Below are 11,938 nucleotides of genomic sequence, written 5' to 3'. Positions count from 1 at the left end.
TGACCTCGTCCCGAATAACCGGTTCGGTAATAAAGGTGCGGAATCGCCAGGTATCGGCTTTCCCAATCTGCCAATGAAAACCATCGAACGCATTCGTGGTATTTCTGAAGTCATTGCGGGCGACGTATCGCCGGCTTCCCAAGTCCAGGGTCATGCGGCCGAAATGCGCGTCCGTTCGCAACCCGCTTCCGAACACATTGTCCACGGTCAATGACCCGAATAACTGTAAAATATCCCATTCATTGACCGTTGAGGTATTCACAAAGGCTCCAGGCTTGTTATTGAAATATTCCCGAGAATCCTGTCCTTCAAAAAGAAACCGGAGAGGACCATTGCCTAAACCGAACCGCACCCTGGACCTGAGGGCCAATTGGGAATCGGTCCGTCCGCCTCCGATTTTTGCAGTGGATCGCCAGGGATGACTGACACTTTCGAATCGCATACGGTTTTCAATACCCAAGTCAACAAAATCCGCCAGGCCCATTGCCCCCTTCAGATACCGATTCCATTGAGTCTCTTTGTCTTGTATGAGCGAAGCATCAGCCGTTTCCTTCCAATTTCTTCCGTTCTGTGCTTCTGCTCGTTCTTTAACCTCTTTAAAAAAATCGCCAAACGCTGACCCTTTTTCACTGGCTATGGAAAAAGGGTTTGAAAAGATCGGCTCGGCCGCAAAACCCACCGTGCAATTCATCAATATGGCCATTCCTAATCCAGTCACCATCCAGACTTTCACGTGACCTGCCCTCTTCTCATTACCTAACATTCCTCTTTAATTATCAGGATGATCAAAAAACCCAGGCTGCTATTCGCCAAAATTCTCCGCATAATGTAATTTTTAATTTGCATTTTGTCAATATTAAATTACATTTCTAGCAATACGCCAAAGCAACTTAATTCGTACTTTGAATCCAAGGTGTTTCCGAGACGATTATTCAGTTTGCTCATGATGACCATGCAAGGAAGGGTTAGGATAATTCTTTAGGAATGGTACTTCCTGCACCCTGAAGACATGCTTGTTGCAAGGTTGCCCCTGCTAGGATTGAGTTCCTCGTAAGGCTCTGAACAAGAAGAGAGAGGAGGAGAAGAGAATCAATTACACTCTAGAGATAAATTCGAAGGATGATTTTCATCTATTGGTAAGAACCCTCGGGTTGACAGTAGGTCTATTCGGACATGATCGACTAGCATGAAAACTCGAAATGGCGGCAATACCTTTCTTATTGAGAACATTTCCTCTTTCGTCCCCCTGGTTTCGCCCTTCTCCTGTTAGCGTGGCAAGGTCTTCTTCCGGAGTCCACTGGTGGCAACACATTTTCCTTTGATTCAGGATGTCGCACAAGATAGACACTCAGAAACACCTTTCCGTGAACCACCAGGTGGATGCCTTCATGAATATTTCATGAATGACACCCAGTCACAAAAACCAGCAGCATGACTAAAAGGACTTTCATCGTTAATCAGAGAAACTTTCACAAAGGAATCCGAGTTATGTACGGGTGTTGGGGGGTATTTCCTTAGGAATCGGAATAATTTGTGTGCCTCCACGAATTTCGTCGGTTCCCCTTAGCACAATGAGATCACCCGATTGGAGAGCGCCAAAGACTTCAACCATTGAACCACTCTTTGATCCCTTTCGGACAGGGATCCATTCCACCAGGTTTTCCTTGACCAGGAGTACAAAAACGTTTTCGGTCGTGGTGACAACCGCCGTGGCCGGGACAAACAAGGTCGAGGTGGATCGGCGAATCGGCCAGCGGACCTCCGGGAACATTCCCGCAGCCAAGCGCATCGTCGGATTATGCACGTCCATCTCCACAGGCATCGATCGAGTTTGAGGATCTACCGATTGAGCAATACGGGACACCACTCCCCGAAAAGTTTCCTCCGGATAGGCCGGCACGCTAAATGTCACAGTTGCCCCTTTAGCAATTGACCCGGCATACGCTTCCGGTACCGGAACGATCAATCGCAAATGTACAACCTGCTCTAACCGTAACAGCGATGAAACACGACCGCCTCCCCCGTCCGGTCCCACCACCGCTCCAGGATGAATATTCCGTTGCGTGATCACACCATCGAACGGGGTCACCACCCGCAAATACTTTTCCATTTCTTGTAACGATTGAACACGGGCTGTTAGGGCTTCCTGATGATGTTGGGCCAATTCCAAATCGTTTCCCGCTACGATACCTGGGGTAGAAGCCGCAGATTGAAGACGGGTATACGTGATGTTTGCAGCACGAAGCTGGGCTTCGGCTTCTCTTCTCTGCGCTTGCAGCTCTGGTGCGCGTAAGTTGATGAGGACATCGCCCTTTTTGACTCTTGCCCCACGGTCCACGTTGACAGAATCAACGATTCCCGTGATTTTTGAGGAAAGGTCCACACTCAAAAAAGGAAGCAATTCCCCCGGCAAGGGAATCGTCTCTTTCAGTTGTTGGCTGAAAACCGGCACCACTTCAACTGAGAGCTGTTGGGCCATGCCCGCAGGGACTCCTGATATTTCGAGGGAAGGAGTTGAGGCTGAAGAGACCGTGGGTTCTTGAGGAACAGGCCCTTCCTTGCTCAGGACCATCACAACAGCCCCAATGAGTCCTAGCAACACCAGCGCGATTCCGATCATCCTGCCTGACATAGCAACTCCCGGCTAATTGGGAACGGTGACCCGCGATGGCTCATAGTGGACACTCATTGGATCGTCGGGATCTAATGAGGGAGAATGGATGGCTCCCCTCTTCTCCAGAATCGCATATATTGCGGGCAAGATCAGCAAACTGGACACGGTAGCGAGCAATAACCCGCCAATCACCGCCTGTCCCAAAGGGGCCACCTGCTCCCCTCCTTCCATGATGCCCAATGCCATCGGTAACATTCCCACGGTCATGGCCAACCCGGTCATAAGGATCGGACGAGCCCGGCTGGATGCCCCTTCCCGGGCAGCTTCGAGCGATGAATGGCCTTGTTTCCGATGATGTTCGGCAAATGACACGAACAGGATTGCATTCGCCACAGCCACTCCCGTGGCCATAATAGCCCCTAAAAAGGATTGAATATTCAGCGTAGTGCCTAAAAGTCCCAACACAATCACGACTCCCGTCAACACCGCAGGCATCGTCAACACCACCACCAACGCGCTTCGCCAGGATTGAAAATTTGCGGCTAAGAGGAGGAAGATGGTCAGCAATGCCAGGGCCAACCCCAGTTGGAGGTTGACGAACATTTCCTTCATCGGTGCAATTTGTCCCCGAACGTCTACCCGAACCCCTTTCGGAGGTGTACCGACCCGATTCAGCGCCGCTTGGATATGTTCCGCCGCCTGTCCTAAATCTTCTCTCGTCACATTGGCCACAATCGTGACCATCCGTTGCATGTTATACCGTGCATACTCCCCGATAGAAGTTCCGGGAATGACCTCCGCCACGTCACGAAGCAACGGCCCCCGCCCGCCTTCTAACTTCACCGGAAGATTCAGCATATCCTGCACCGATTGGTATTCCGATTGAGGAATTTCCACCTGAACCTGGTAGGCTCTTCCAGATTTGGAGTCACGCCAATACATCGGTTCCACAAAACGGGTTGAGGAGGTTGCCGAGACCACCGCTCTGGCCACTTCACCGGCCGTCACCCCAAGCTGCCCCGCCCGCACCCGATCCACGCGCACAGCCAGAGTGGGATAATCCAAGGGTTGCCCGAAGCGCAGATCCCGGATGTGAGGTAGATGCGAGAGTTCCTCTTTTACCCGTTCCGCATATGCCCGGTTGGCCTCCACATTCGGTCCGCTCATGGCGATTTCAATCGGAGTGGGGGATCCCATGCTCATGACCTGGGAGACAATATCGCCTCCCTCAAAGGTATAACGGGTTCCGGGGAAGCGTTTTGGTAAAAGGTTCCTCAATCGTTCTTTCACCTGTTCTAATGAAATATCCGATCCCGGGTTAAGTGCCACCAACAAGACCGCCTCATGTGGTCCACTGCTCCACATATACAGGGTATTCACCGGATAACTCGACGGATGGACTCCCACAAATCCCAGGCTGATATTTATTCGTTCAGGGCCGATTTCCTGTTGAATCGTCTCTAAAATCTCCCTTGTCAACAATTCCGTTCGTTCGACGCGGGTTCCGTCTGGAGCAAGAATTCGTAATTGAAATTGTCCGGTATCGACCCGAGGAAAGATATCCATTCCCAACCTTGGACCAACAACAACGACCAGGGCCATCGTGAACAGCAAATAGCCGATGAGGACCATCCACTGATGGTTCAGGGTCCATGTCAGGACATTGACGTACCAGGTCGGCCTCGGCTGGCGTTTTTTTTCCTCGGCTCTGGGATGCCCATCCAAAAACCATACGGCCAAGACCGGGACTAATGTCGTGGAAAGGATATAGGAGGCTGCCATGGCAAAACCCACCGCTAATGCCAACGGCACAAATAAGGCTTTCGCCACTCCGCTCATAAAAAACGACGGGAGGAACACGGCTAATATACTCAGCATAGCCAGGAGAAGAGGCACCACCACTTCACCGCGTGAGTCCTTGACGGCCCTCCCCAGGCTCTTTCCGCGGGACAAATGGGCATGGACATTTTCAATCGTGACCGTAGACTCATCCACCAAAATGCCCACTGCCAGGGCCAGACCTCCTAAGGTCATAATATTGATGGTCTGCCCGGTTGCCCACAAAGCCACCACGGCGGATAAGAGAGCAAAGGGAATGGTCACAACAACAATAACCGAACTCCGCCAACTGCGGAGGAATAGCCACACCACCAATCCCGTCAAGATCGCCCCAAGGGCACTTTCCACGACGACAGCCTTCACCGCATTCGTGACATAGGTTGACTGATCAAATTCAAAACTAATCTGAATATCGTCAGGCACCGCGTCCCGAAATGTCGGAAGCGAGGCTTTAATGCGATCCACGACAGCCATGGTGGAGGCATCGGCCCTTTTGGTGACTGGGATATAAACCGTGCGTCGCCCGTTGACCAAGGCATAACTGGTGACAATGTCCTCCCCGTCTTCCACGGTTCCCACGTCTTTCAAAAAGACCGTGGGTCCTGATCCCAAACGAATAGGGAGGTGCTCCAATTCTTCGATATTTTCAACGACAGAATTCACAGGGGTTAGATAGGCAACATCTCCTATACGGACATTGCCTGCCGGCATGAGCATATTTCCCGTTCGCACGGCCTGTACCACTTCTTCCGGAGACATGCCGAATGCCCGCAACCGTTCAGGATTCACTTTAATCACGATGGTTCTGGCCGTCCCTCCAAATGGCGGAGGAGCAGACACTCCAGGGACCGCGGAAAACATCGGGCGCACCCTGAATAAGGCCAGATCTTGAATTTCTTTGAGACTCCGAGACTCACTCTGAAAAACCAAATACCCCACCGGCACGCTTCCAGCATCAAACCTCGAAATAAAGGGCGGCACCGTTCCAGGCGGCATAAACGCGCGGGATCGATTCACATAGGCGACTGTCTGCGCCAAAGCCTGATCCATATCCGTATCAGGATGAAAAAATAATTTCATCAACGCAGCTCCCTGAATGGATTTGGATTCGACATGCTCAATCCCGGTGATATAGAGAAAATGATATTCATAGAACGAGACCAGGTAGGCCTCCATTTGAGCCGGGTCCATGCCTCCATAGGGTTGGGCCACATAAATGGCAGGAAGTCCAAGATTCGGAAAGATATCGATGGCCATTCGTTTGACCACCAGAAATGAAAACAAGGTCATGGCCATGACCAGTACGATAATGGTCACGGGCCGCCGAAGTGCAAAGAGAAGGAGCTTCATTTGGAATCAGGAGGAGAAGGAGACGAGCGCGCAAGCCGTAAAAATTCGGACAGTTCGCCCTGAACTCCCGAAAAGGCCAACAAGGCTTTCCATACGCCAAGACGTGCCCGTGCATCATCCACTTCTGCCTGAACCACGAGCCGCTGCGCCTCAGCCACATCCACGACTGTGGCCAGACCGGCTTTAAATTGAGCAGCCGCTTGAGATTCCGTCAGCCGAGCTGCTTGTAATTGGATGGGCGTGTTTTCGGCAATGCGCTTGGTACTCTCCATGAGCGAGTGAGCTTTCACCTGCTGCGCTGTCAACTCTTGAATCACCCGATCGTAACGTGCCATTTCGGCCAGATTGCGATAATGCTCTTGTTGTTTTTGCGCACGAATGGTCGAAAATTCCATGAGGGAAAAGGTCGCTGTCAAGCCAACCGACCAATTCGGCACATCCGGTAATAGCCCATCCCCTCCGCCACCTCGAGTGCCCTGGTTGTCCCATCCACTGCCACGGCCGAAAAAGGCACTTTGCAAGTTGAATTTTGGTGCCCAGGTGCTTGCTAGGGCCTCCTCCCGTTTTTTGGGAATATCGGCTGCGGCTTTTTGGACCAAGGCTAAGGGATGCTGTGCCGGATCCTTCTTATCGGAAACTGATCCTTGAGGGGAGCTGCTCAAAATGGGATCTTTGATTGATATTTGCGTGCCGGCCAGCCCGAGCACCTGAGACAATGTAGCCATTCGTGATCGTTCAACTTGTTCTGCTTCCAATAAATGAGTTTGTGCAACCGCCGTCTCGGCTTGTGCACGGGATCCGTCAACTCCAGCCCGCAATTGATTGCGTACCAGAACATCCACGGTCTTAGCGAAGATCACCCGGCGATCTAAATTTGATTGAAGTGCCTGGCGTGATGCCTGAGCCATCATGACATCGATATACGCATCCCCCACAGCCAAAGCCACTTCGAGTTGGGTGAGTGTGATAAACGCTTGCGAATGACGCTCCATGGTCTGAGCGGTACTCACCTGGGCTGATCTCAACCCGAAGTCAAAAGGCTCCCAAGCCAGTAACACGCCCGCAGCACTGCCCCAGCTACTGCTATAAGAATTCCGTCCCAGATCGGGACCGGAGATCGGTTGCAAAAAAGAGTTCGGGAAAAACATCCCGGAGACATTATTAAAGGTCGAGCGAGTTCCTTGAACCCCGATTTCCACCCGTGGAAGATAGTTGGTCTCCGCGAGATCGATACCCGATTGCGCTTCTTTGTGTTTAGCCAGCGATTCCTGTACTGAGGGATAATGCTCTAAAGCATAGTCAATGGCCTGGGACAAGGTCAGGAAGTCGGGAGGTGGGGATTGAGTGCCAGCCTCTGTCCTGGTTGTAAGCAGTGCCCCCATACACAATAAAGCACAGCCGATTCCCCACGATTTTTTCATTCTCAATCCCTCTCTTGAAAAGGCAGAGGATTATAGATGAGCCCTGGCTCGCTATGATAGCATTCCAACCTAACTTTTACCCGTAAAATGGCGAAACAACGGCATCACTATAGAGAGCCCGACCCTCTCCCTAATCGCCGACATGCCCACAACTCCCTCCCTTCTCCCAAAGCCGACTCCCCCCACCGATATTCCATTTTGGGTGGCGTTTCGTTACTGGCTGCTTTTGGGCTTTATCAATTTTGGAGGACCGGCCGGACAAATTGCATTGATGCATCGGGATCTGGTGGAGCGTCGCAGCTGGATTTCCGAGTCACGATTTCTCCACGCCTTGAATTTTTGCATGCTGCTTCCTGGTCCGGAAGCCCAACAGTTGGCCATCTACATCGGTTGGTTGCTCCATGGGACGTGGGGTGGCATCGTGGCCGGGGTGTGCTTCGTTCTTCCCTCGGTTTTTGTGCTGTTAGCGTTGTCATATGTCTATGCCGCATACGGTTCCCTCTCCATAATGACCGGCCTGTTTGCAGGGTTAAAACCGGTCATTGTGGCCATTGTCATGGAAGCCGGCTTCAAAATCGGCAAACGTGCCTTGATGAGCCCCCTCCATCTCTGGACGGCAGGATTCGCATTTTTGGCCATCTTCTTTTTTCAAATTCCATTTCCCCTCATTGTCGTAATTGCTGCACTTGTGGGATGGGGGGTCGCCCGGACAAGGTCCGGGATCTTCACATCTCCCAACACAAATCAGGATGGAGATACCAATAAAAACGGCATTGCTCAAAAAAGGGCTCCAAGGCAGGTATCTCCGAAACGCATTGTTTTGGTATTCCTGGGACTATGGCTCATCCCCTTTCTTAGCCTCATGGTGCCACCGAGTTCTAATCGTCTCTTTTCACAAATCTATCTTTTTTTTACCCAGGCTGCCTTTGTCACCTTTGGAGGGGCCTATGCGGTGTTGGCCTATGTCAGCCAATCTGCCATCGACTCCTATGGATGGCTCACGCACGGACAAATGATGGATGGCTTTGCGCTGGCAGAAACAACCCCAGGTCCATTAATCATGGTCTTACAATTTGTCGGGTTCATGGCGGGATGGAATCAGGCTGGGAACCTTAGCCAGATCAACAGCGCTGTCCTGGCTGCATTAGTGACCACCTACGCGACCTTTCTCCCATGCTTTCTGTTTATTCTTGTTGGCGCACCCTACATCGAACTTCTCAGAGGAAACAGAGATCTCAGCGGGGCTTTATCGACCATTACCGCTGCCGTTGTGGGAGTGATCATGAACTTGGCCATAGTCCTGGGTTTCTCGGTATACTGGCCCCAGGGGTTGGAAGGAGAATTCAATGGCATGGCTTTCGTACTTTCCATCGCTGCGTTTTTTACCCTGTATCGTTTGAGATGGAATATTCTCTGGGTGTTGCTTATTGGAGGCCTCCTGGGGATTGGACTCACACTCGGAAATTTATAAATGTCCTCATAGTGGGGAGATTTTCCAACCTGCGAAGAGGAATGTCTGTTCTTATAGCGGTTAGAATAAAGAGAGGCTTACATGAATTGTCTTCTACTTCGCCATGGCATTGCTGTTAATCCGGAGGAATGGGACCGTTCTGAGCAGGAGCGCCCGCTTACGAAAGAAGGCATTGCCAAAACAGAACAGGTCGCTGCAGGGCTCAAACGAATCGGAATGAAACCCACACATCTTTTGTGCAGTCCGTTAATCCGTACGCAACAAACTGCTGAAATTACCAAGAAGGCTCTACAGATCAAAACAACGATTCAGCTTTGTCCTGAGCTGGTATACGACCAATCCCCCATGCTGCTATTCCCTCTGTTACAACAACTTCCAAAAGATGCCTTCGTCATGTGCGTCGGCCATGAACCACATCTAGGACAAACAGCGGCATTAATGATTTTTGGAAAGAATAGCTCGGGCCTTGCCGTCAAAAAGGCTGGTGGCTGCCTTATTTCTTTTGATGGAAACGTCGGAATAGGGTTGGGATATTTAGAATGGTGGATGGCCCCTGCGCAGCTCAGAGCACTGCGCTAAAGGGCCTTTTGAACAAGACAACGTTAACCACTCGTCTACCTGGTGAACAATAGAACAATACGCGTGCGATCCCCTGGCTTTTCACCCGGTTCATTATCATACGTCCCCTTGGCTTATGAGACCGCAGGACGCACCATCCCCATCTTCAACAGTCCATTGACAAAGACGCCTTCTTCCAGCAAAAAAACCGGTGCATCGATTTTCCCTTCCAATGTTGCCGGAGCCAGCAACTGTATCTTCTGTAGAGCGACGAAGTCCCCTCGAAGAGGACCCTGGGCGACAATGTCTTTAGCTTTCACTGTGGCTTCAATTTTTCCATCTTTTCCAACTTGAATCAGATCGCTTCCATAAATCTCCCCTTCGACAAATCCATCGATCCGTGCCATCCCCTGGACTTTCAACACACCACTCAATCGGCACTTCTGTCCTAAATACATTTGATACCCTTCCTCTTCAAGCCCAGCGATTGACACTTGCAATGCACCTGATTGATAGGATTCTGCCATAATGCCTCCTTGTGGTTACAATGCCATGAAATGTGTGAAAGAGAATCAGCGACTCAACCTCTGAACACGTCAGACTAAAGGGAGCGATGCGCAAGGAACCATCCCCAATTGGAGGAACCGTACAGCCAACCTCCAGACGACCAAGTTATTTCAACCGAATCGAATGTGACAGGATCCACAAAAACGGTCAGCTCAGCGGTTCTACAAAGGAAGAGAAAACAGAGAAGAAAAGACAAGGGGCTATGCATGAACGCCCAGGTTCAGGGAAAGGAAATCTCAACCTATTAAATCCCTACAACAGCTTCTTAATGAAAAGCGCCACCGGATGCGTGAACATCATAGGAAATGACGGAAAGCCGGAATACTAGAGGAATGCGGACAGCAGGAGGTAAAGGGCAACGGCTAAGAGCGCCGAACCAGGAAGCGTAAAAATCCACGCATAAGCAATTCGTCTGGTAACCCCCCAACGAACCGCCGACAACCGATTCACCGCCCCCACGCCCATGACCGAAGAGGTAATCGTGTGAGTCGTGCTGACAGGTAACCCAATGTGTGCCGTAACCATCAAGACCGCGCCGGCCCCGGTTTCGGCGGCGAACCCATGGACAGGATCCAACTTGGCGATTCGCATCCCCAGAGTTCGAATGATCTTCCACCCTCCCAGGGCCGTCCCCAACCCCATAGAGAGTGCGCAGGAAATAATAACCCATTTGGGCACTTCCGCAGAAGGAATATGTCCGGCGGAAAGCAAAGCCAAGGTTATAATTCCCATCGCTTTTTGAGCGTCATTTGCTCCATGACTCAACGCCATAAAGCCGGCTGATAACAATTGAAGACGACGAAACCACCTCATAGCCTTTCCTCGCGAAGTCCGGAAAAATGCCCAGCTCAATCCGACCATGAGTAAAAAAGCCGCGAGAAACCCCAATAAAGGAGAAGAGATCATTGCCTCCATGACCTTCATCAATCCGTCCCCCTGCAACACCTCAACACCACCATGAATAAATCCTGCGCCGACCATGGCTCCAATCAGGGCATGGGAAGAACTGGAAGGCAACCCCATACGTAAGGTAATAAAATTCCAAACAATAGCTCCCCCTAAGGCCGATATAATGACCACATCATTAATTGCGGCAGGATCGATTATTCCCTCTCCCACCATCTTGGCTACTGCGGTAGACATAAAGGCCCCGAATACATTCAAGACCCCGGCAAAAAGAACAGCCGAGGCAGGGCTCAGGACCCGAGTCGACACGACAGTAGCCACAGCATTGGCACTATCATGCCAACCATTTGAAAAATCAAACAGGAGGGCGAGCCCGATGACCAGAATGAGTAGGACGCTGAAATCCGCCACAAATCCCAACAAATGATAAACAAATTGGAATGACTTAGGAGGGTCGAGGATTAGAATTCTTTATCCGTGCTTCAGGGCAATGCGTTCCAGGACATTCAGCACGTCTTCACAGGAATCGGTTCCCTTCTCAAAATTTTCATAAATTTCTTTCCATTTCATCACCGTTTTGGGATCATGCTCCTCTTCAAACAATTTCGAGATAGCTTCCCCAAGAACCCGGTCTGCATCATTTTCCAAAGTATTCACCCGGATTGCACACTCCTTCATATCCCATTTTTTTTGTCGCAATAGGTAAATTCCCTTTCCCACCTCCAGGACCGACTCATGTAGAATCTCCGAAAGCCTTAATGCCGTAGGAGTGGGGCGTTGAATCTTAAACACCAAGAACAACTCGGCCACTGCATCAATTTCATCAAGAATATCATCCAGCGCACTGGCAAGCTCATGAATGTCTTCACGATCCAATGGAGTGATAAATGTTTTATTCAATTTAAAGACGATGTCATGGGTAAATCCGTCTCCCTTATGCTCCAAGTCTTTGATATGTTGAATTTGTTTTTGGGGTTCGTTAAAGGACATCATTAAATTTTTCAAGCATTGTCCGGCTTCCACCACGTTTTGAGACGCTTGCTCAAATAAATCAAAAAATCCACTTTCCCGGGGCATAAAACTAAACATAGGGTTTTTCCTTCAGCGAGAACGGGGAAAACTTCAGTACTACACTTTTGACCATTCGGAACAGGGATATCGACATCCAGAGTTGAACCAGGATATTTCACATCATTCTTCTTAATTGATGAA

The 11,938-nt window shown here is 50.5% G+C and carries 9 protein-coding genes; 2 read left to right on the top strand and 7 right to left on the bottom strand.

What is annotated here, in order from left to right:
* The 4 genes from AAH187_RS17165 to AAH187_RS17150 form a co-directional block, all read right to left on the bottom strand.
* Window positions 1–733: alginate export family protein (locus AAH187_RS17165; protein ID WP_342349707.1), on the bottom strand; the 733-nt coding region annotated here is incomplete at its 3' end.
* A gap of 753 nt (window positions 734–1,486) precedes the next feature.
* Window positions 1,487–2,632, bottom strand: a complete 1,146-nt coding sequence (locus AAH187_RS17160; RefSeq protein ID WP_342349706.1) for an efflux RND transporter periplasmic adaptor subunit — start codon at window positions 2,630–2,632, stop codon at window positions 1,487–1,489.
* Between the two features lie 12 nt (window positions 2,633–2,644).
* On the bottom strand, window positions 2,645–5,803 hold the full coding sequence (locus AAH187_RS17155) for an efflux RND transporter permease subunit (RefSeq protein ID WP_342349705.1): 3,159 nt from the start codon (window positions 5,801–5,803) through the stop codon (window positions 2,645–2,647).
* Window positions 5,800–7,224, bottom strand: a complete 1,425-nt coding sequence (locus tag AAH187_RS17150) for a TolC family protein (protein WP_342349704.1) — start codon at window positions 7,222–7,224, stop codon at window positions 5,800–5,802. The genes AAH187_RS17155 and AAH187_RS17150 overlap by 4 nt, the downstream gene beginning before the upstream one ends.
* A gap of 142 nt (window positions 7,225–7,366) precedes the next feature.
* Between AAH187_RS17150 and chrA the strand changes: the two genes are divergently transcribed.
* Together chrA and sixA are read left to right on the top strand one after the other, a co-directional pair.
* Window positions 7,367–8,695 carry a chromate efflux transporter gene (gene chrA / locus AAH187_RS17145; RefSeq protein WP_342349703.1) on the top strand — a complete coding sequence of 443 codons (1,329 nt, stop codon included), beginning with the start codon at window positions 7,367–7,369 and terminating at the stop codon, window positions 8,693–8,695.
* Window positions 8,696–8,776: 81 nt separating this feature from the next.
* Window positions 8,777–9,274, top strand: a complete 498-nt coding sequence (gene sixA, locus AAH187_RS17140; protein ID WP_342349702.1) for a phosphohistidine phosphatase SixA — start codon at window positions 8,777–8,779, stop codon at window positions 9,272–9,274.
* A 113-nt stretch (window positions 9,275–9,387) separates the two neighbouring features.
* Here sixA and AAH187_RS17135 read toward each other — a convergent pair whose 3' ends face one another.
* The 3 genes from AAH187_RS17135 to AAH187_RS17125 form a co-directional block, all read right to left on the bottom strand.
* Entirely contained in the window at window positions 9,388–9,780 is a 393-nt protein-coding gene (locus tag AAH187_RS17135; protein WP_342349701.1) for a polymer-forming cytoskeletal protein, read from the bottom strand.
* A 364-nt stretch (window positions 9,781–10,144) separates the two neighbouring features.
* Entirely contained in the window at window positions 10,145–11,137 is a 993-nt protein-coding gene (locus AAH187_RS17130) for an inorganic phosphate transporter (RefSeq protein ID WP_342349700.1), read from the bottom strand.
* A 60-nt stretch (window positions 11,138–11,197) separates the two neighbouring features.
* Window positions 11,198–11,815: a DUF47 family protein gene (locus AAH187_RS17125; protein ID WP_342349699.1), complete on the bottom strand. Its 618-nt coding sequence runs from the start codon at window positions 11,813–11,815 to the stop codon at window positions 11,198–11,200.
* Window positions 11,816–11,938: the final 123 nt, after the last annotated feature.

Origin of the sequence: uncultured Nitrospira sp., assembly GCA_902500695.1 — a bacterium.
In the GTDB taxonomy this organism is placed as follows: Bacteria; Nitrospirota; Nitrospiria; order Nitrospirales; family UBA8639; genus Nitrospira_E.
This window is presented reverse-complemented; position numbering and strand designations above follow the sequence as displayed.